The following is a 21,439-nucleotide window of genomic DNA, read 5'->3' as shown; positions in this document are numbered from 1 at the left end:
TTGCCATAAATGACTGGCACGTTGTTCACGCGCTACTAGCGGCTGATCCGACTTGGGAATAACATGCCGTGATTCCATATAGCCAGATATCACCCATGATTATAGCCAGCCTGCGCAGCCACCTGACACTCTGGTTCGCCGGACTGTCGCTGCTCGCCCTGCTGAGCGTGGGTTTCTATGTCGGGCATATCGCTACCGAACAAATCAAACAGGCCAGTGGCAACGCGCTGCTGAGCACCGCCAAGTCAGCCTCCACAATGCTGGGAACCCAGTTGCGCGAGCGTCAACTGGAGATATTCCTGCTCAGCCGCGAACCACATCTGGTGCGCGGCAACCTGGATGACCCGGATATCTTGCCCTCGATGGAGCTGCGCACCCAGTCTCACTCCGAGTACGCCTGGATGGGTGTCGCTGACACCCAGGGCAAAGTACGCCAGGCGGTGCAAGGACTGCTGGTCAATCAATCCGTGCTGGAGCGTCCCTGGTTCAAAGCCGGACTACAGGGACCGTACACCGGCGACCCGCACGAAGCGGTGTTGCTGGCCAAACTCCTGCCTGCCAATGCCAGTGGTGAACTGCTGCGCTTTATCGACTTTGCAGCACCGATACGCACTGCCAACGGTACGGTGGTCGGGGTGTTGAGCGCCCATGTGCACTGGAACTGGATGACCCGGATTGTCGAGTCGGCCATTCTGCGTGAAGGCGTGACTGCTGACCTTGAGGTCATGATCATCAATGGCGATGGTGCGGTGCTGTATCCACAACAGATGGTCGGGCAAATGCGCCCCGAACTGCTCGCCGCACAGCAACCCTCCCCTAATCAGAAAGCCGCTGACGCACCAGAATGGTCAGAAGACGCTGACTACCTGTCCAGCATATTGAAGGTGCCGACGCCTCAGTCAGCCAAACTGTCCTGGTACATCGTGGTTCGCCAGCCTCTTGAGACGGCGCTACAGCCCGCGCGGATTCTGCTTTATAAGCTGTTGATACTGGGGGTCGCCGCAGCGCTGGCATTTGGTGTGGTGGCTTATTACCTGGCGCAGTACATGAGCCGCCCCATTGAGCAACTGGCCAAGGCCGCTAAACAGGTTCAAGCAAAACAGCCCGGCGCCGACTTTCCACAGGTGCATTCGGTACGGGAGATCGCCCAGCTAGGCCAGTCCATCCAGAGCATGACCGAGTCGTTGCTGGACAAGGAACGCGAACTGCAGGACACCAATGCGTCCCTTGAAGCGACTGTCGAGCAGCGGACCGCCGCCCTAACCCAAGCCAATGCCGACCTGTTGAAAATGGCGACCCATGACGCTTTGACCGGGGTCTACAACCGCCGCCGCTTCGATGAAAAGCTCGCCGAATGCAATCAGCTGTTTGAGCGTTCCGGTCGCCCCTTCGCCCTGCTGTTCATTGATGCTGACCACTTCAAACACGTCAACGACACCTACGGCCATGCCACCGGCGACGACGTGCTGCACCAACTGGCTCAGTTGATTCAGGAAAACATCCGCGCCACTGACTTTGTGGCTCGCTATGGCGGTGAAGAGTTCGCCGTTCTGTTGCTGGAGCCAGAAGGCGCGGAAAGCCCGGAAGTTGTGGCCGAGCGGATTCGCAAAGCCGTTGCCGATGCGACCTTTGATCTGGTTGGGCAAGTGACCGTGAGCATCGGTATTGGCCTGGCCGACTCCGCAGATGCCAATACAACTGCACTGATAAAACGCGCTGATCAACAGCTGTACTACGCAAAGGCATCAGGCCGTAACCGTGTAGCAAGCAAGATTACAGTGCAGATATAAGAACATCGATTAGACCGATGAATGTGCGTGATCGGGCCTGTTTGCAGTATGGGGCGACAGGTCCGGTTAAAGCTTTGCCGTCTGCGGTCGACGATTACCTATCAAAGAATAAATAAATACCTCTAGGAGCAGCGGCATGCGGATGTTCAAGGCATTGTATGAGTCCATCGAAATGCAGTTTTTCGATTCGCTGACTAAAAAGCTCTCCAGCCTTTTTCTGCTGGTTGCCGTCAGTGCGTTGCTGTACTGGATCGCCTTGAGCATTCGTGCCGACATCGTTCAGCAATTGCGTGGTGCACAACTGGATGCAGCCCTGCTCGGCCAGATTGAAGGCAGCCTGAACGGGCTTAGCAACGCCATTTTGTTCAGCACGCTGTTTACGCTGTTCATGGTCAGCTTTCTGGTCTGGTATTTTCGCCATCTGATCGTTCGCCCGGTTACGCACATGACCAACGCCCTGGCGGAGATTGCCAATGGTGAAGGCGACCTGTCCAAAGACTTGCCATTACTGACCCACGACGAGATCCGCGTGCTGGCCAGCACCTGCAACCGGTTTCTGGGTAAGCAGCGGGAAATCATCAGCAACGTACAAGCCCTGACCGTGCACATCGCTGTTGAATCGGCACGCTCCCTGAAGAACATCAGCGACTCCAGCGACAGCGCCACCCATCAGGCACGCTTCGCCAAGGAAGTGATGGACCAGAGCAATATGGCCGTGGGTAACATTCAAGAGGTTTCCCAGCAAACCCAAGGCATTTCCAGCACCACCGCGCAAAACCTGAGCATGGCACGCGACTCCTATGCCGAGCTTCTGGAAGTAACCGGCAACATCAGCGAAATCTCCTCCAGCCTCAACGAATTCGGCACGCTGGTCTCGGCGCTCAATCAGCGCTCGTCGAGCATCAAATCCATCGTGGGTCTGATCCAGCAGATTTCCTCGCAAACCAACCTGCTGGCGCTCAATGCTGCCATCGAAGCGGCTCGCGCCGGGGAAAGCGGCCGAGGCTTCGCGGTGGTGGCTGATGAAGTCCGCACGCTGGCGCAGAACGTCAGCAAAGCCACCGACGACATTTCACAAAACATCGATGCAATGCTCAGGGAAGTCAGCTCTACTCACGAGCAGACCACGCAAATCAGCCACAGCGCACGTGAAACGCAAAAAGTCGTCGAGCGCGCTTCCGGCCACTTCGAAAGCATGATCGGCGACTTTGAGTCCACCAATGGCAAGCTCGCCGACATTGCCGAACACATCCTGCAGTTCGCTGAAAGCAACAATGGCATCAATGATCGGGTCACCCAGATTTATGCCGACAGCCAGTCCATCGATCAGCGCATGCAGCATTCGGCAACTGCGACCCGCGACCTCTCAGGAGTCGCCGAGCGCGTGCAAACCATGCTTGGCAAGTTTGTCCTGGGGCATGGCGCGCTGGACGCAGCCATTACCCGCGCCAGCCAGTGCCGCGACATTCTGCAGGAGCGGCTCGCCGAACTGCACCGCAGCGGACTGAATCTGTTCGATCAAAATTACAAACTGATCCCCGGCACCGATCCCAAACAGTACCTGACCAGCTACACCGAACGCTTCGCCCAGATCTGCCAGGAAGAATGCGACAAGCTGACCAAGGGCACAAAAGGCGGCAAGGTGTCGTTTATCGTCGACAGCAAAGGCTATTGCCCGGTGAACAACAGCTGGGTATCGAAACAACCCACCGGCGACCGCGCGATCGACCTGCCGGTGTGCCGCAACAAACGCATGTTCTCCGACCCGATCGGCCTGCGTGCGGCGGGCAACACGCAGCGTTTCCTGCTCCAGACTTACCTGCGCGACACCGGTGAAATCATGACCGAGATCGATGTGCCGTTCTTCTTCGACGGTCGCCATTGGGGCAACCTGCGTATGGGCTTTGATGCGGCTGTTTTGTTGGCGGAGTGATTGAAGGGCTGCAGGCTAACCAAATTGCCTGAAATCCAGGTATTGATGTTGTAGGAGCTGCCGAAGGCTGCGATCGCGGCGTATCAGGAGAAATGCTTCGCAGCCTTCGGCAGCTCCTACAGAAAATGCAATTCAATCCACAGGCCAAGCTCAGCTTCCACAATCAGATCCCCGCCCATGGCAGAAGCACATTGCCCATGTGTGAATGCTAAAACCTGACGAATGAGAACAATTCCGTTACCCTGTGCGCACTTTTTTACGGCGGATATGTCGTGCTGCCTGCGGCCGATTCGTCCTCACCTCTCGGTATGGGTAATTCAATGCGCCTGTTCAAACATCTCGCAGCCGGTGTAAGCCTGCTGCTAGCCGGTCAGACCCTGGCCTTCGCAACCACCTATCCAGTCACTGTCACCGACGTCGCCAACCGTCAGGTTGAAATCCCCGCCGAACCCAAACGCATCGTTCTGCAGGACGGTCGTGACCTGTTCACCCTCGCCCTGCTGGACCGCGCCGATCCGTTCCAGCGTATCGTTGCGTGGAACAACATCATCAAGCGCTCCGATCCCAACACCTGGAGAGTCTTCGAGAACCAGTGGCCGAAAACCGCCAATCAGGCCACCGACATGAAGTTCGGTGACGACGGTGATCTCAACCTTGAAGCAGTCGTCGCAGCCCGCCCGGACCTGCTGGTGTTCCAGACCCGCGCCCGTGCTTCGCTGGAAAACGCAGGCGTAGCGCAGAAGCTGGCCGCACTGAAGATTCCCGTCCTGTTCGTCGACAGCGACCTGGAGCCGGTGGTCAACAGCCAGAAGACTGTGACCTTGCTCGGTCAGGTACTGAACCGCGAAGAAGAAGCCAAAGCCTATATCGATTTCTACAAATCCCGACTGGCAAAAGTTGAAGCCATTACCAAAGAGCACAACAAAAAGCCTTTGGTGTTCGTTGAAGCCAAAGCGGGCCAGGGCGGCGCATCCGCCTGCTGCTTCACCCATGGCGATGTGTACTGGGGCAAGCTGGTACAGGCTGCCGGCGGGGTGAACCTGGGTTCGCAACTGCTGCCGGGCGCAACTGGCGATGTCACGCTGGAAACCGTACTGGGCAAGCAACCTGACGTGTATGTCATGACCGGCACCCAGTTCCCGGGCAACACCTCGGTTTCGCCACCATTTGGCTTCGGTGAAAGTGTCAAGCTTGACGCCATCCAGCGCCAGTTGAAGCTGCTGGAGCAACGCCCTGGTTTTGCTCAGCTCAAGGCCAGCCAGAACGGTCGCGTCTACGGCGTTTACCACCAGTTTTACGCCAGCAGCTGGAACATTCTGGCGGTAGAAAACCTGAGTCAGGCTTTCTACCCGGACAGCGCCAAACAGCTCGACGCCGATGCCAGCCTCAAGGCGCTGTTCGCCCTGACCGGTATCAAGGCAGTACCTGCGATTCTGTACGCGCCTGCACCAGCGACCGGTAAATGACCCGCAACCATGACGACCTCTATCGGTAACGCTTCATCTGACGCCAGCAGCTATCAGACTCGCTACACCCACACCGTATGGAAACGCACGGTCTTGCTGATCAGCCTGCTGGTGATCGCGGTGGTGGCTTTCATTGCCGACCTGATCGTCGGCTCGGGGACACTAACGTTTGGCCAGGCCATGAGCGGGCTGTTGCAGCCCGACAGTGTCGACGCCAGCACGCGAGTCATCCTGTGGGAGCTGCGCATGCCCATGACGCTGATGGCGGTGCTCGCGGGCACCTGTCTGGCGCTGGCCGGGTTGATGATGCAGACGGTACTCGATAATCCGCTGGCCGAACCTTTCACGCTGGGGATTTCCTCGGCAGCAGGGTTTGGCGCTTCACTGGCGTTGGCATTCAACTTTTCCCTGGGCAATGCCTTGCCGGGGTTTGGTGCAGACCTGCTGGTGACGGGCAATGCCTTTCTGTTTTCTCTGCTGACGGTGGGCATCATTCTGCTGCTGACCCGCGGCCATGTCGGCTTGCAAGCGATCACCCTGCTGGGCATCGCCGTGCACTTCGTGTTCAGCTCGCTGCTGGGTCTGGTGCAATACGTGGCCAGTGTCGACCAGTTGCAAAGCATTGTGTTCTGGCTGATGGGTTCGCTGCTGCATGCGACCTGGAACAAGGTCACGCTGTGCGCGATCATCGCGGCGATTGCGATTCCCGTGGTGCTGGTTCAAGCCTGGGCACTGACGGCATTGCGCAGCTTCGGCGAACAGGCGGTGGTGTTCGGCATTCCGGTACGCCGTATACGCACCGTGATGCTGATGCTGGCGGCCTTGCTCGCTGGTGCTGTGACGTCGGTGGTCGGCATCATCGGCTTTGTCGGTCTGGTAGCGCCTCATGTTGCTCGCCTGCTGGTGGGTGAAGATCAACGCTTCACCATCGGCGTGACGATTGCCTGCGGGATCATCTTCGTCACCCTCGCCTCGCTGGCCAGCAAGTTGATCGTGCCGGGCGCCGTGCTGCCCATCGGTATGGTGACCTCGCTCATCGGTTTGCCGTTCTTCATCATTCTTATCCTGCGCGACCGGAGACTGACATCCCGATGAGCTTCGCTACTGCTGACTACCGCGTCACGATCCACGGCAGGACCATCCTCGACGGGCTCGCCGTAAAAGCCGAAGCAGGTCGTACGCTGGCACTGCTGGGTGCCAACGGCGCCGGCAAATCAACGTTCATGAAAGGCCTGTGCGGGCTGACCAAGGCTCACGGTTCAGCCACCATCGACGGCATCGACCTGCTGAGTTCATCTCCCGCGATCCGGGCTAAATTGATCGGCTATGTCGCTCAGGATCTGGCGCACCTGGACGTGAGACTGTCCACCTACGAACTGCTGTTGCTCGCTCAGCACGGCAGCGCACGCGGTTGGGCAACCGGCAAGGATGCCCAGCGCAAGGCCAGTGAAATGCTCGAACTGCTCGGTTTGCAGCGTTTTGCCGAATGTCAGCCGGGGCAGTTATCCGGTGGTGAGCGACAGATGATTTCCCTGGCACTGGCACTGGTGCGCAGCCCGCGCCTGTTGTTGCTCGACGAGCCGACTTCGGCACTGGATCTGGCCAATCAATTGCAGATTCTTGATGCGGTCAGCGCTTATACCCGCAAGGAAAACATCGTCACGCTGGCGATCTTCCACGACATGAATCTGGCCAGCCGTTATGCCGACGACACGCTGATGCTGCATCACGGCCACGTGCACTGCAGCGGCCCGACGCGCAACACATTGACTCCGGAAAACCTTGCCCACGTTTACGGCGTGGATTGCCGGGCGATCAGTGTCGACGACGGGGCGTTTACGGCGATTTACCCGGTGTCGGTGCTTAAAGCTGCAGGCTGACATACAACTCTGAATCTGTTGGACCTGTCGGAGCTCACCGAGGTTACGAGGCCAGCGATAGCGGTGTGTCTGACAAACCGCTATCGCTGGCCTCGTAACCTCGGTGAGCTCCGACAGGATCAGGCTCTACCTCTGCGCAACGCATGACATGCCGTCCCTCCTGCCTTTTTCGCAATAAAGCACTTTTGTGCCACGCATTTGTGCCCGCTTCATTTCCCGGCATGCCAGTAAATTAAAGGCATGGTCCCGCAGAGCGACCGACAACAAAAATTTCCAGCTCGCTTATGACATCTGCCAACTATCGGGAGCCCTTTACATGACAGCATCCAGTATCCGCACCTTCAAACTGGCGAGCCTGGCCATTCTCACCGGCTGCGCCAATATGGCGTTCGCTGAAGACATCACGTTTGTGTCTCAGGGCGGTGCCTATCAGGAGGCGCAGAGCAAGGCGATCCTGGAACCGGCGGCCAAAAAACTTGGCCTGACGCTCAAGCAGGACAGTTCGCCCAAAGCCTACCCAATCATCAAGACTCAGGTCGAAAGCGGCAAGGTTACCTGGGACGTAGTGGATCTCCCGACGGGCGACTGCGTGCGCGGTCAGCAGGAAGGCCTGTTCGAAAAGCTTGACCCGGCGCTGATCCCCAACGCAGCGCAATTACCGGCGGATCTCAAAGATGAGTACAGCGTGGGCTACATCAGCTACTCCACGGTGCTGGCTTATCGCACCGACGCCTTCAAGGGCGACAAGGCACCCAAAACCTGGGCGGATTTCTGGGACACGAAGAAATTCCCGGGCCAGCGTTCATTGCGTAATTTGCCGCGCCCGACCCTGGAAGTAGCCCTGCTGGCCGACGGCGTCGCACCCGACAAGTTGTACCCACTGGACGTCGAGCGCGCCTTCAAGAAACTCGAAGAGATAAAACCGCACATTTCCACCTGGTGGACGTCGGGCGGTCAGTCGGCACAACTGATCAGCGATGGCGAAGTGGACATGATTCAAGCGTGGAACGGTCGTATCACGGCTGTTCAGGCCGACGGCGCGCCAGTGGCCTTCGATTACAATCAGGGCATTCTGGAAACCAACTCCCTCTGCGTCCTCAAGGGCACACCGCACAAAGCGGCGGCAATGAAGTTCGTCAACGAAGCCATCGACGCGAAACTACAGGCAGCACTGCCGATGATCATTGATTACGGCCCGCTCAACCCGAAAGCCTTCGAGACCGGCACCATCCCGGCAGAACGTGCTGCCAAGCTGCCCTCCTCACCTGAAAACATCTCCCGTCAGGCATTACTGTCGGCCAAATGGTGGGCGTCTGCCGAGGGCATCAAGGCAGAAGAACGCTGGTTGTCGTTTGTGCAGAAGAAGTAATCACTGACCACCACAACCTGTAGGAGCACACGAGCACCGCGAGGCAGCGATAGCGTCCCGCCTGACGCACCGCTATCGCGGCCTCGCGGTGCTCGTGCGCTCCTACAGTGACGATCCTTTCTTCCAGACACCTCAACGCAGGACATGCCGTCCGCACGCCTCATTACGCAATAAAGCACTCTCGCGCAGCGCATTTCAGCGGCTTCATTTGCCGACATCTGGGTACATTGGAAACTGCACGGTCCCGCAGAGCGACCGGAACAGAAAGACACTCGTTTTAAGCATCTGCCCCATCTTTCGGGAGTCGTTCACATGCCAACACTCAAGCACGGCGCCTTCCAGCGCTTCAGCCAGAACAAGTGACGGGAGAAAGACATGTCCAATGCTTATCTCGCCAAATCCCTGCCTGAATCCGACAATCAGCAACAACCGCCGCTTACCAACAGCGATGCCCTTGCCCGTGAAGAGCGCAAGGAACACACCTCAATGATGTTGTTGCTCACCCCGGCGCTGTTCATGGTGATAGTGCTGTTGATCCTGCCGATGTGCTGGCTGGCCTTTCAGTCGGTGCAGACTGAAGAAGGCTTCTCCCTCGCCAACTACCTGCGTATTTTTGAAGAGCGGATCTATTGGGACACGTTCGTCCTGACCTTCAAGATCAGCCTCATCGTCACTGTACTGTCGGTCTTCCTCGGCTTCCCTATTGCTTATGCCGCGTCACGCCTGCACGGCTTCTGGGCCAATCTGATTCTGATCTGCGTAATCATCCCGTTCTGGACCAGCGTGCTGGTACGTTCCTACGCCTGGCTGGTGTTGCTGCAACGCCGCGGGCTGGTCAACCAGACGTTGATCGACATGGGGATCATCGATCAGCCGTTGAACCTGATGCACAACACCACGGGCACGGTCATTGGCACGCTGCATGTGATGCTGCCGTTCATGGTTCTGCCGCTGTATTCAGTGATGAAAAAAATTCCGCAGGACCTGATGCAAGCCTCGGAAAGCCTCGGGGCCAAGCCTTTTTACACTTTCCGCCGAGTGTTCTTGCCGATGGCGGCACCGGGAATCATGGCCGGTTCGATTCTGGTTTTCGTCATCTGCCTGGGTTTCTTCATTACGCCCGAGCTGCTCGGTGGTGGTCGCACGATCCTGGTATCGATGCTGGTGCAACGCAACGTTGAGCTGTATCACGCCTGGGGCGCCGCGAGCGCGGTAGGCCTGGTGTTACTGCTGGTGGTGTTCCTGATTTTCTGGGGGATCAACAAGTTCATCCCTATCGAACGCATTCTGGGAGCGCGCTAAATGAAACTGGTCGCCTATCTGCGTCATATCCGACTTTCCCACGCGCTGTTCACGGTGCTGGTGGCAGCGATTCTGTTGTACCTGATTCTGCCGGTACTGATCGTGGTGCCGATGTCGTTCTCCGAAGCGCGCTTCCTGCAATTCCCGCCCAAGGAATGGTCGCTGCGCTGGTATGCGGCGTTCTTCCAGAGCGCTGAATGGATGTCGGCGGCACGGGTCAGCCTGATCACCGCCGCTGTTACCACGCTGGTCAGCCTGCCCATCGGCATGGCTGCGGCTTACGCGATCAACAGCTCCAGCCTGAAGGTGGTGCGCACCCTGCAAATCATTCTGCTGCTGCCGATGATGGTGCCAATCATCCTCATCGCCGCCGGGGTGTTTTTTGTGTACGCCAGAGTGGGCCTGATCAGCACCATGACCGGGCTGATTCTGGCGCACATCATGCTGGCACTGCCCTACGTGATCATCGCCCTGCTGGCAGGTTTGCGTAACTTCGACATGTCTCAGGAAATGGTCGCTCGCAGCCTGGGCATGAATCGCTTCCGGGCGTTCATGGCCGTGACCCTGCCGCAGATCAAGCCAAGCCTGGTCTCGGCCACACTGTTTGCGTTCATCACCTCGCTGGACGAAACCGTGGTCGCGCTGTTCATCTCCGGCGGCGACAACCAGACCCTGACCAAGCGCATGTTCACCGCACTGCGCGATGAAATCGACCCGACGATTGCGGCCATCAGCTCGATCCTGATTCTGGCTTCACTGTTGTTGGTGGTGATCGCGGGGCGTAATAAACCAAGTTGAAAACACCACCTCGGTAGGAACTGCCGAAGGCCGCGAAGGCAATTTGTCTGACACACCGTTTCGCAGCCTTCGGCAGCTCCTACAGGGATATCGGGATAGCAACATCTGCCGCCAGCGCTGCAAATTCAGCATCTAGCACCCGCTCCAGTGGCTATCTCGGCATCGGCCGCTGGGCAGACATTTTTACAATGAGTCCATCGTTCGGACCTTCAAGGCACCTTGATCATGTTGAAAAATACCCTGCGTGACCCTTCCCTTCTCGTCGAGCGCGCCTACGTCAATGGCGAGTGGATTGATGCCGATGACGGCGCGACGCTGGACGTGACCAACCCCGCCGACGGCAGCGTGATCGCCCGGGTTCCGGCCCTTCAAGCCGCGGAAACCCGTCGCGCCATCGCCGCTGCTGAGGCACGTTTCGTGTCTTGGCGCGAGGTGCCGGCCGCCGAGCGCGCGCGTTTTCTTGAAGTCTGGTTCAAGCTGATCATGGACAACCAGGAAGATCTGGCGCTGATCATGACCGCCGAGCAAGGCAAACCGCTGACCGAGTCGCGCGGTGAAATTGCCTACGGCGCCAGCTTCGTTAAATGGTTTGCAGAGGAAGCCCGGCGCATCTACGGCGATACCATCCCTTCGCCGGTCGCCGACCGACGCATCATTGTGCTCAAACAACCGATTGGCGTCGTGGCCGCCATCACCCCGTGGAACTTCCCTAACGCGATGATCACCCGCAAGTGCGCCCCGGCGCTGGCGGCAGGCTGCCCGGTGCTGGTCAAGCCGTCGGAAATGACCCCGCTGTCAGCCCTGGCGTTGGCGGTACTCGCAGAACGTGCGGGCATCCCGGCCGGCGTATTCAACGTGCTGACCGGCTTGCCAGCCGGAGTTGGCGGTGAAATGACCAGCAACCCGGCGATACGCAAGCTCTCGTTCACAGGGTCAACCAAAGTCGGCCAGCTATTGATGAGCCAGTGCGCGAGCACCATCAAACGCTTGAGCCTGGAGCTGGGTGGCAACGCCCCGTTTATCGTCTTTGATGATGCGGACCTGGATCTGGCCATTGCCGGGGTCATGCAGAGCAAATTCCGCAACGCTGGGCAAACCTGCGTTTGCGCCAACCGCATTCTGGTTCAGGACGGTATTTATGAGCGTTTTGCCGAACGCCTGAGCGCTGCCGTCGCCGAATTGAAGGTCGGCGATGGCCTGCAAACCGGCGTCACGATTGGTCCGCTGATCAATGCTGCGGCAGTCGACAAAGTCGCCCGACACATTGGCGACGCGCTGGAAAAAGGTGCCAGTGTAGTGATTGGCGGCACGCCTCAGGGCGATGGGCTATATGTCCAGCCTACCGTTCTGCGTGACGCCAAAGCCGACATGCTGCTGGCCAGCGAAGAAACGTTCGGTCCAGTGGCCCCGCTGTTCCGCTTCAAGGACGAAGCCGAAGCGCTGGCGCTGGCCAACGCTACTCCCTATGGCCTGGGCGCGTATTACTTCACTCAAGACATGCGCCGCGCCTGGCGTGTGGGTGAACGGCTGGAGTTCGGCATGGTGGGGTTGAATACCGGGATCATTTCCATGGAAGTCGCTCCTTTTGGCGGCATGAAGCAGTCAGGCACCGGCCGTGAGGGCTCAAAGTACGGCCTCGACGAATTCCTCGAAGTGAAGGCCTGGCACATCGGCGGTCTGGACTGACAGCCGGCCTCAAAGACAGACACCGCCGGGCAGCAGATCCTGTTATCCCGGCGGCTCAAAACGGCACGAACACGGTCAGCGGCTGTGTTCAGATGGATGCAGACACCCGCTCTGCACAGGAGGATGCTTCATGAATTTCACTGAAGGTTTTGAGTCGGTCAGCGTCAATCAGGTCTGCAAGGATTACGGCAGCCTAAAGGCGCTGAACAATGTGAACCTGAAGGTCGAGGCCGGAGAATTCATGTCTTTGCTGGGCCCTTCCGGCTCAGGCAAAACTACGCTGCTGAGCATCCTCGGTGGATTCATCCGCGTCAGCTCCGGGAGCATTCTGTTTGGCGAGCGCGACGTGACGTTGATGCCGCCCCATAAGCGTGAAATCGGCGTGGTGTTTCAGAATTACGCGCTGTTCCCACACATGACAGTGGGCGAAAACGTTGCGTTCCCCCTGCGCGCCAGAGGGGAAAGCGCTGCCAAAAGCCTGGGTCGCGTGAAGCAAGCGTTGGCGACAGTGGAACTGAGCGGCTACGAAAACCGTTCGATTGCGGCCCTTTCCGGCGGTCAGCGGCAACGGGTAGCACTGGCACGGGCCATCGTCTTTGAACCCAAGCTGATCCTGATGGACGAACCGCTTTCCGCTCTCGATAAACAACTGCGCGAGACCATGCAGATTGAGCTGCGAGCCCTGCACAAACGCTTGGGTGCAACGATGATTTACGTCACCCATGACCAGCGTGAAGCGCTGACCATGAGTGACCGTATCGCGATCATGCGTGGCGGCCAGTTGGTGCAGGTGGATACGCCACGTCGTTTGCACGATCATCCTTCCGATGACTTCGTCGCCAGTTTCATTGGCGAAAGCACCCTGATCCCGCTGCAACGCAGTGACAGCGGCCTGAACCTGGGCGCTACGGCACTGCGTACGACCCGCGCTATTCCACCTTCGGGCGATGTGTTTCTGGCATTGCAGTCGGAAAAACTGCTGCTCGACAACGACACCTCAGGCCCGGAATGGAACCGTCTGCGCGGTCGTGTTTCGGACATTGTTTTTCAGGGGGAAAGCCTCAAGGTGTTCGTCGACCTGGAAGGCGGCCCGACGGTCAGCCTGCGTCAGCCAAGCCATCACGAAGGCAACCTCAGCCTGCCGCCGATTGGCTCCCCGCTGCTCATGCGCCTGCACCCGGAAGACACCATTGTTGTGCCGCGGGCAGTGGTTTGACACAGGGCTTTTATGTGGGAGCTGCCCAAATGTCCCTGACACAGCGCTGTGCGAATCAACCCAGAACTGTAGGAGCGCACGAGCAACGCGAGGCCGCGATAGCGATTTGTCTGACAGGCCGCCATCGCGGCCTCGCGGTGCTCGTGCGCTCCTGTAAAAAAACACTCCGCGTCAGGTAAGTGCATTTATTTGACAGGAGCAAGCTCTGCTTCCACAGGATTTACAAACCGCTCAAGTTTGCCTGCAACACTCCACAGCGAATTATTTCGCAACCTCCCTCCAAAACAGTCGATCACAGCGCTGGCCCGGGCAACTACAGTGCTTGTGATTCTGGCCAGTGCTTATCCTGATCACATCACCTGCCACTCTGGCGATCACGGAGATTGAGATGAATTCTGCACTGACTGAAAACCAACGGCTGCTCGCTCTGCGTGAGCAGCACATCCCGCGCGGCATCATCACGGCTCATCCGGTTGTCGCTGCACGTGCCGAGGGCGCGCAGCTGTGGGATGTGGATGGCAAGCGCTATCTGGACTTCGTCGGGGGTATCGGCGTACTCAATGTCGGACACAATCACCCGCGCGTGGTTGATGCAGTACGTCGCCAGGTCGGCGAGATTTCCCATGCCAGCTTTCAGGTCGTGGCCTACGAGAACTACATCCAGGTCGCCGCGCGACTGAACAAGCTGATCGGTGGCGATGAACACTACAAGAGCGTGCTGTTCACCTCCGGCGCTGAAGCCGTAGAGAACGCAATCAAGATCGCCCGTGGTCATACCAATCGTACGGCGGTGATTTCCTTTCGCGGCGGCTTCCATGGACGAACCCTGCTCGGCGTAACCCTGACGGGCATGAGCCAGCCGTACAAACAGAACTTTGGGCCTTTCCCGGCCGAGATTTATCACGCCACTTACCCGAACCCGTATCGCGGAATCAGCAGCGACGATGCGCTGGCGGAACTGGATGAGCTGTTCGCCACCGATGTTGCACCCGATCGCGTGGCGGCGATCCTCATCGAGCCCGTACAGGGCGACGGAGGTTTCATCGCCGCCTCCAATGAATTCCTGCAAGCCTTGCGTGCGCGCTGCACTCAGCACGGCATCGTGCTGATTCTTGATGAAATTCAGGCTGGATTTGGCCGCACTGGCACCATGTTCGGCTTCCAGCACGCAGGCATCAAACCTGACCTGGTTACGGTCGCAAAAAGCCTGGCAGGCGGAATGCCGCTCTCCGCTGTAGTAGGCCGGGCCGAGATCATGGATGCGCCGACGCCCGGTGGCCTGGGCGGTACATATGGCGGCAATGCAGTCGCTTGTGCTGCGGCGCTGGCGGTGCTGGACCTGTTCGAAGAGCAGGATCTGCTGGGCCAGGGGGAGAAACTGTCCGCGCAGTTGCGGGACGGTCTGCTGGCCCTGCAAGCCCGCTACCCACGCATTGGTGATGTCAGAGGACTGGGCTTCATGCAAGCCATCGAAATGGTTGCCGATGATAACAAGCAAAGCCCGGATGCAGCGCTGGCGCAGAAAGTCATCGACGAAGCGCGTAACGCGGGTCTGCTGGTGATCAAGTGCGGTGTACACCGTAACGTGGTGCGCTTCCTCGCGCCGCTGGTGACCACCCCCGAGCAAGTGGCGGAAGCCTTGCAGATGCTTGATCGCGCATTGGCGGCAGCCTGCTGAGCACCTGCGTTGCATGACCTGCCCGGCCTGCTCACCCAGTGCCGGGCTTTGGTTTGAAACTAGACGGAACCGACAGTGGTTGCTCAGGAGCGAACAATGAAAGTCACCCAGTACAAGGCATTGGGATTTTCCTTTGGAACACTGGTTGATCGAGAACGGGGCATCCTTGAAGGACTTCGACCGCTGGCAGTGCATAGCCGATCCGCGCCCGATGACGAGCAGTTGCTCGAAGCTTATCGACGTATCGCCGACGAGTTGATCAGCAGTGGGTCAGACGGCAGTCATACCGCGTTTCACGGCCAGCTGTACCAACGTCTGGCTCACCAATTGCATATGATTCCTGACTGGGATCAGAGTGTTGCTTTCAGTAGCTCCTCTGACCATTGGCCCATATTTGAAGACGTTCCAGGTGCATTGCAGTACCTGAGCAAGTTCTACCGTTTGATACTGATCGCCCCACCTCACGGCATCAATGTGAGCTCGCTGATCAGCCGCTTGCCGGTGACGTTCGACGCTGTTATCGAACCCAGCAGCATTGATTGGCACATGAGTCTGAATACTGCGTTACTCCAACTGGAGCTGGAGCGATCAGAACTGTTACCGGTGCGCAGTACGGAAACCGATGACCCGTGGAATGAGCGGGTGGATTTCCCGGTGTGTACATTGCGACGGGGTCACAGCCTGCCGTGGAATCATTCACCGCAGGCACTGGACGGCAATCGCTGTGAGTACGCGAGTCTGGCAGACCTCGTCCATGCGCATCAAAAAGCGCTGCATGCCTGAGGCGTGCAGGCAGGATTTTGAAATTGCGAGGACTGAACCATGGACGCAGCAACGAAGCTCGATCGTATCGACATCAACATCCTGGTCCAACTGCAGAAAGACGGGCGAATGACCAACGTCAGCCTCGCCGAAGCTGTCGGTCTGTCTCCCAGTCCTTGCCTGCAAAGGGTTAAACGCCTCGAGTCGGCAGGCTACATCAGCGGCTATGAAGCCCACGTCAATCTGGCCAAGTTCGCCAACTCGGTCACCGTCTTCACCGAAGTCACCCTCTCCGACCACAAGCGTGGAGACTTCGTGAAGTTTGAATCGAGCATCCGCAACATCGATGAAGTGCTCGAATGCCATTTGATCAGCGGCGGCTACGACTATCTGGTGCGCTTTCTGTGCAGCAGCATTCAGCACTACCAGGAATTGATGGAGTCGATCCTGGACAAGAATATCGGCATCGAGAAGTACTTCAGCTACATCGTGATCAAGTCACCGGTGGTAAAAAGCACCGTGCCGCTGCGGAGTCTGGTCAGAGCGGTGTGACACGCACAACACTCGGTTGCTCCTGGCCACAAAACTCAACGGAAAGCTTTTTCTGTAGGAGCTGCCGAAGGCTGCGAAGCATTCATTCTGATACGCCGCCATCGCAGCCTTCGGCAGCTCCTACAGGTTCAATGTTTTACGCGAACCAGCGTAGCGCCATAATCACCGGCCAATCACATCCAGTAATTGCTGCCAACCCGCCGCCAGACGCACGCCGGGTGCGCGGAATGCGTGCAGGGGAATAGGGTTGAATTTGTCCCCGCAAAGCAGACCCAGATCGACCTTCTCTCCGGCCGTCATCTTTGCCAGTTGCCCGCCCATGTAAGTCGACATGGCAACCCCGCCGCCGTTGTAACCGATCGCGTAGAAACTGCGCTCATCCAGTTGTCCGGCATGGGGCAGGTAATCCAGCGTCATGGCAACCAGGCCGGACCAGCGAAAATCAATCTGGTGATCACGCAGTACCGGAAACACCTCTCCCATGCTGCGCTGCAAGGTACGGAAGGCGCTCTCGGAATCGTTCTTGCCAAAGGCACCTCGTCCGCCAAAGATCAGCCGGTCACCGACGACCCTGAACCAGCGCAACATCCGTTTGGTGTCACCACATACCTGACCACCCGGCATGATTTGCGCCAGTACATCAGCGGGTAGCGGCTCAGTCGCAATGATCGCGCTGCGAAACGGGATCAATCGGCGATGCAACGTATCGGTAGCCCGGGTCTGATCGGAATAGCCATTGGTGGCGTAAATCACCTGCCGCGCGCTGACGCGCCCTTGAGGGGTCATGACAATGACGCGGCCTGCCTCGTGACGCACCTGGTTGGCCGGGCTGTTGATGTACAACTTCACCCCACGCTCAGTCAGGCTCTTTGCAATGCCACGCGCGTAGTTGAGCGGGTGAATGCCACCTGCTTTCGGCGTCAGCAAGCCACCGGCGAAAATCTTCGATCCGGTGGCCTCGCGAACCTGTTCGCCGCTGATCATCAGCGAAGACGTGCCACCGGTTTCCCGTCTGATCCAGTTTGCAGTGGACTCGAGCCCGCCTAACGCATGAACGTTATGCGCGGCGGCGATATGCCCGCCCATGTGCAGCTGCGCCCCTGACAAGCCAAGGCTGTCGACCATCTCCACCAGACTGTCCACTGCCGCATAACCGGTGCGATACATGTGCAAGGCAGTATCACGACCGAAACGCTCCATCAGCGTCGGAAAACCAACCCGGAACTTGGGTGAAACCACCCCGCCATTGCGCCCGCTGGCGCCCCAGGCGAGCGTATTGGCTTCAACGATCAACGGCTCACGGCCGCTCAGGGCAATATGGTGCGCGGCAGTCAGCCCGGTGTAACCGGCACCGATGATCACCACGTCACACTGGCGATCGCCTTCAAGCGATTGCAGTGCAGGAGAAGATTGGGCAGTTGCCGCCCACAAGCTCTGAACAGTCATGGCCAGCATCCGGCTAAAAAGAACAAAGGCGCTCGCGGCATTGCCCGGGCGCCAGAATCGTCAAACCCGCTCAAGGCACCCTCAGCCGAGTTCTTTCTCGACTGCGTCGGCCAGTTGCGCCAGCGAAGTGAAATGGTAATGCGGCTCTACTCGCTCGGACTCAAGCGTGCCACCGGTACCCTTCTGGGCGAAACGACGCTCGATCCAGCAGGTTTGATAGCCCAGACGCATTGCCACACCGATGTCGTGGTACTGACTCTGCGCAACGTGCAGGATGTTTTCGAACAGGATGCCTTGGGTAGCCAATACGCCACGGGTATAGGCGAAGAACTGTGGGTCAGGCTTTTCAAAACGGACGTCGTCCACGGTCACGCGCACGTCGAACGGCTCGTCCAGCGTCTTGGCCATGAAATCCAGCGCCCAGATGCGCGAGTTCGTCGTGGCAACCAGCTTGAAGTGCTTGCGCAGACGCTTCAGTGCTTCAACCGAATCAGGGAACGCCGGGAAGTTTTTGACCGCCAGGCTCAGGCCTTTGGCGTATTCATCGTTGTCCGGCAGCCCCAGTTTCGAAGCAATGACGTGGTAGCAGCGCTCCAGATCGTCCGGCCACCAGCCCGAGTCGGTCTGGGCACGTGCTTCGCGATAGGCTTTGAGAATGTCGTCGTCACTGCAGGCTTTACCCGCTTCGCCCGCCACTTCACGCACGTGAGCAAGGATGCCTGCCTCGAAATCAATGAGGGTGCCAACGACATCGAACGTCAGGGCTTTGAATTGCTTGAATGACATAAGGCGCTCCGCAAGATAATTCATAAGGGAAAGCAAGCTGGGTAAACCCATTATCTGCCTGCTCTCCCCATGAAATATTCCGTTTTGTACGGGCCTCGAAGCATAACCTACGGTTTTTTTACTGTGTGCGGCACACCTGATCTCAACGAACCGGTTCCAAGTGGGTTGCCAGGCCTAAATGTGGGTAAAGCGCATCTACTTGCAGAAGGTCAGCGCGCATTTCTTCGATAATCCAGTCGCGGATATTTTCCACCACTGGCCGCACCGGACGACTCGCCGGAGTGACCAGGCAACAACGCCGCGACGTGACCCTGAGCTGCTCGACGGCCGGTACCAGTTCGCCTTTGACCAGGCTGTTGGAAACAACCGTCAGCCATCCCAGCGCCATACCCTGACCCAACAAGGCGGCCTGCACCACCACCGCATAATCGGAGAATATCAACGCATTTTCGGAGCGGCCGGACGAGCCGAAATCCTGCGCCCAATCACGGTCCTGGTTGTCCATGCAGATCAGCGTCGGCGGCTGTTTTTTACCTGTGCCGTGCACGACCTGTTTGAGGTATTGCGGGTTGCAGACTGGCAGCATTATTTCAGGTATGACCAGCATATCCGTGGCTTTCAGACTGCCTGAGTCGAGGTAGCGCATTCCCAGATCGACATCCACCAAAGGTCCGCCAATCCGGCCGGACATCAACTGAAAGCGCATGTCCACGCTGGGAAAACGTTGATTGAAGCGGCTCATGCGGGGCATCAACCAGTGGGTGGTGAACGCCGTTGACACTGACAGCGTAACCGTTTCGATACCCGTGGCACGGGACTCGATTTCGCTGATTGCCGACTCGATCGTACTAAAACCTTCCTGGACCCTGCGGTACAGAATACTGCCGCTTTCGGTCAGTCGCGCACCACCGCGCATGCGTTCAAAAAGCTGCACGCCGAGATGTTCTTCCAGGCGTGACAACATCCGACTGACCGCTGGCTGACTGACACACAGCTCATCCGCCGCTCGCGTGAAGCTGCCACACCGTGCGGCCGCCTCGAAGACGAACAGGGAACTTGAACTGGGAAGCTTTCGACGAAGATTAGACATGACCTGAGCTTATGCCTGAAGCAACTATTAGTAAATTGTCGGATGCAGAAATAGATGCTTATTCTTGCGAGCGACTGAATGTGCTTTCTACGCCCATTGCGATCCGAGACCGACACTCACACTCAGCACTTCCTTCGTCACGTTCCCTCCTCCCAACGAGACTGCCCCCGATTATGGAAAATGCACTGAAGTTTTATATCGATGGCCGCTGGGTAACACCCGCGGGCGACACGCAACTGGCGGTCGTCAACCCGGCGACAGAGCAGCCCTTCTGCAAGATCGCTATGGGTAATCAGGCTGACGTTGATGCCGCCGTATCAGCGGCGAGGCGCGCATTCCCGTCATTCGCGCGCACCTCGCCTGACGAAAGAAGACTACTGATCGAGCAGATTCTGGACGTGTTCATGCAGCGCTACGACGAAATTGCCGAAGCGATCATGGCAGAAGTCGGCGCACCCAAAGCGCTGGCTTACGACTGGCAAGCCGGTATTGGCAAGCGTCACCTGCAGCAACTGCTACGCACGCTGGACAGGTTTGATTTTCAGAAAACCACCGGCAATACGCTGATCAACCTTGAGCCTGTCGGCGTGGTCGCGTTGATAACCCCCTGGAACTGGCCCATCAATCAGGTCGTCTGCAAGGTCGCCCCGGCATTGGCTGCGGGCTGCACGATGGTTCTCAAACCCAGTGAAATCGCGCCGTTGAACGCGGTGTTGTTTGCCGAGGTCATGCATGACGCCGGGGTGCCTGCCGGTGTATTCAACCTGATCAATGGCGACGGCCCTACGGTGGGCGCAGCGCTGGCTGCCCATCCCGACGTGGACATGGTGTCCTTCACCGGCTCCACCCGGGCCGGCGTCGAGGTCGCTCGCCTGGCCGCACCGACCGTGAAGCGGGTCCATCAGGAGTTAGGCGGCAAATCGGCCAACATCCTGCTGGACGATGTCGACCTGGAAAAAGCGGTGACCTCCGGCGTGAACGGCTGCTTTGGCAACAGCGGACAATCGTGCAACGCACCGACCCGGATGCTGGTGCCTGCGGCGCTGCATGACCGAGCGGTAGAGTTCGCTCGTCGCGCCGCCCTGGCTCATCAGGTCGGCGCCCCCAGCGACCCGCAATCCACGATGGGACCGGTGATCAGTGAGCGTCAGTTCCAGGCTATTCAGCGGATGATTGCCATAGGCATTGCGGGAGGTGCGCAATTGGTCTGCGGCGGCTTGGGCCGGCCTGAAGGTCTGGAACGTGGTTACTACGTGAAACCTACGGTGTTTGCCGGGGTGACACCGGACATGACCATCGCCCGGGAAGAAATATTTGGACCGGTGCTGGTGATTCAGGCCTACGACGATGATGAGCACGCGGTGGCTTTGGCCAATGACAGCGTATTTGGCCTGGCCGGTTACGTGCAGTCATCAAACCTGCAACGGGCACGAGACATTGCCCTGCAAGTGCGAGTGGGTGGTGTCTACATCAACCATCCCGACTGGAACCCCGGCGCACCTTTTGGCGGTTACAAGCAATCCGGGAATGGCCGTGAATATGCTGAGTGGGGGCTGGAGGCTTTTTTGGAGACTAAGGCGATTGTGGGGTATCAGCCGTAACGGTCGAGCCGCGGAACGCAATATTCGTGTAGATGACTTTGTAGGAGCTGCCGAAGGCTGCGATAAGCGTTGTTTCAGAAAACC

At 58.3% G+C, this 21,439-nt stretch carries 17 protein-coding genes; 14 read left to right on the top strand and 3 right to left on the bottom strand.

What is annotated here, in order from left to right; translation table 11 throughout:
• Positions 1-95: 95 nt before the first annotated feature.
• The 13 genes from ABRP31_RS12575 (at position 96) to ABRP31_RS12515 (ending at position 16,432) form a co-directional block, all read left to right on the top strand.
• Positions 96-1,790, top strand: coding sequence for a diguanylate cyclase (locus ABRP31_RS12575; RefSeq protein WP_349973184.1), 1,695 nt, complete (start codon positions 96-98; stop codon positions 1,788-1,790).
• 136 nt (positions 1,791-1,926) lie between these two features.
• On the top strand, positions 1,927-3,723 hold the full coding sequence (locus tag ABRP31_RS12570; RefSeq protein ID WP_349973187.1) for a methyl-accepting chemotaxis protein: 1,797 nt from the start codon (positions 1,927-1,929) through the stop codon (positions 3,721-3,723).
• 320 nt (positions 3,724-4,043) lie between these two features.
• Complete coding sequence (locus tag ABRP31_RS12565; RefSeq protein WP_349973189.1) at positions 4,044-5,189, top strand: ABC transporter substrate-binding protein; 1,146 nt, start codon at positions 4,044-4,046, stop codon at positions 5,187-5,189.
• Between the two features lie 9 nt (positions 5,190-5,198).
• Positions 5,199-6,284 carry an iron ABC transporter permease gene (locus ABRP31_RS12560; RefSeq protein ID WP_122394673.1) on the top strand — a complete coding sequence of 362 codons (1,086 nt, stop codon included), beginning with the start codon at positions 5,199-5,201 and terminating at the stop codon, positions 6,282-6,284.
• Positions 6,281-7,069, top strand: a complete 789-nt coding sequence (locus tag ABRP31_RS12555) for an ABC transporter ATP-binding protein (RefSeq protein WP_349973191.1) — start codon at positions 6,281-6,283, stop codon at positions 7,067-7,069. The genes ABRP31_RS12560 and ABRP31_RS12555 overlap by 4 nt, the downstream gene beginning before the upstream one ends.
• Positions 7,070-7,385: 316 nt before the next feature.
• The gene (locus tag ABRP31_RS12550; RefSeq protein ID WP_349972788.1) at positions 7,386-8,438 is read left to right on the top strand and encodes an ABC transporter substrate-binding protein; all 1,053 of its coding nucleotides are present in this window, start codon (positions 7,386-7,388) and stop codon (positions 8,436-8,438) included.
• A gap of 375 nt (positions 8,439-8,813) precedes the next feature.
• The gene (locus tag ABRP31_RS12545; RefSeq protein WP_087270405.1) at positions 8,814-9,740 is read left to right on the top strand and encodes an ABC transporter permease; all 927 of its coding nucleotides are present in this window, start codon (positions 8,814-8,816) and stop codon (positions 9,738-9,740) included.
• Positions 9,741-10,538: an ABC transporter permease gene (locus ABRP31_RS12540; protein ID WP_087270402.1), complete on the top strand. Its 798-nt coding sequence runs from the start codon at positions 9,741-9,743 to the stop codon at positions 10,536-10,538.
• A 225-nt stretch (positions 10,539-10,763) separates the two neighbouring features.
• On the top strand, positions 10,764-12,224 hold the full coding sequence (locus tag ABRP31_RS12535; RefSeq protein ID WP_349972787.1) for an NAD-dependent succinate-semialdehyde dehydrogenase: 1,461 nt from the start codon (positions 10,764-10,766) through the stop codon (positions 12,222-12,224).
• A 130-nt stretch (positions 12,225-12,354) separates the two neighbouring features.
• Positions 12,355-13,440, top strand: a complete 1,086-nt coding sequence (locus ABRP31_RS12530; protein ID WP_087270397.1) for an ABC transporter ATP-binding protein — start codon at positions 12,355-12,357, stop codon at positions 13,438-13,440.
• A 388-nt stretch (positions 13,441-13,828) separates the two neighbouring features.
• Positions 13,829-15,118 carry a 4-aminobutyrate--2-oxoglutarate transaminase gene (gabT, locus tag ABRP31_RS12525; protein WP_349972786.1) on the top strand — a complete coding sequence of 430 codons (1,290 nt, stop codon included), beginning with the start codon at positions 13,829-13,831 and terminating at the stop codon, positions 15,116-15,118.
• A gap of 96 nt (positions 15,119-15,214) precedes the next feature.
• Positions 15,215-15,901 carry a haloacid dehalogenase gene (locus tag ABRP31_RS12520; protein WP_087270392.1) on the top strand — a complete coding sequence of 229 codons (687 nt, stop codon included), beginning with the start codon at positions 15,215-15,217 and terminating at the stop codon, positions 15,899-15,901.
• Positions 15,902-15,940: 39 nt separating this feature from the next.
• Positions 15,941-16,432, top strand: a complete 492-nt coding sequence (locus ABRP31_RS12515) for an Lrp/AsnC family transcriptional regulator (RefSeq protein WP_027900155.1) — start codon at positions 15,941-15,943, stop codon at positions 16,430-16,432.
• A 162-nt stretch (positions 16,433-16,594) separates the two neighbouring features.
• Here ABRP31_RS12515 and ABRP31_RS12510 read toward each other — a convergent pair whose 3' ends face one another.
• From ABRP31_RS12510 to ABRP31_RS12500, 3 genes are all read right to left on the bottom strand, one after another.
• A complete protein-coding gene (locus tag ABRP31_RS12510) occupies positions 16,595-17,878 on the bottom strand; it encodes an FAD-binding oxidoreductase (protein ID WP_349972785.1) in 1,284 nt (427 codons plus the stop codon).
• Positions 17,879-17,959: 81 nt separating this feature from the next.
• Positions 17,960-18,664: an HAD-IA family hydrolase gene (locus tag ABRP31_RS12505; RefSeq protein WP_349972784.1), complete on the bottom strand. Its 705-nt coding sequence runs from the start codon at positions 18,662-18,664 to the stop codon at positions 17,960-17,962.
• A gap of 142 nt (positions 18,665-18,806) precedes the next feature.
• Positions 18,807-19,754 carry a LysR family transcriptional regulator gene (locus ABRP31_RS12500; RefSeq protein ID WP_349972783.1) on the bottom strand — a complete coding sequence of 316 codons (948 nt, stop codon included), beginning with the start codon at positions 19,752-19,754 and terminating at the stop codon, positions 18,807-18,809.
• Between the two features lie 173 nt (positions 19,755-19,927).
• Here ABRP31_RS12500 and ABRP31_RS12495 point away from each other — a divergent pair, with 173 nt between their 5' ends.
• The gene (locus ABRP31_RS12495) at positions 19,928-21,355 is read left to right on the top strand and encodes an aldehyde dehydrogenase family protein (RefSeq protein ID WP_349972782.1); all 1,428 of its coding nucleotides are present in this window, start codon (positions 19,928-19,930) and stop codon (positions 21,353-21,355) included.
• The last annotated feature ends 84 nt before the right edge of the window (positions 21,356-21,439 follow it).

This window comes from Pseudomonas caspiana, from assembly GCF_040224095.2.
Taxonomy (GTDB): Bacteria; Pseudomonadota; Gammaproteobacteria; order Pseudomonadales; family Pseudomonadaceae; genus Aquipseudomonas; species Aquipseudomonas caspiana.
This window is presented reverse-complemented; position numbering and strand designations above follow the sequence as displayed.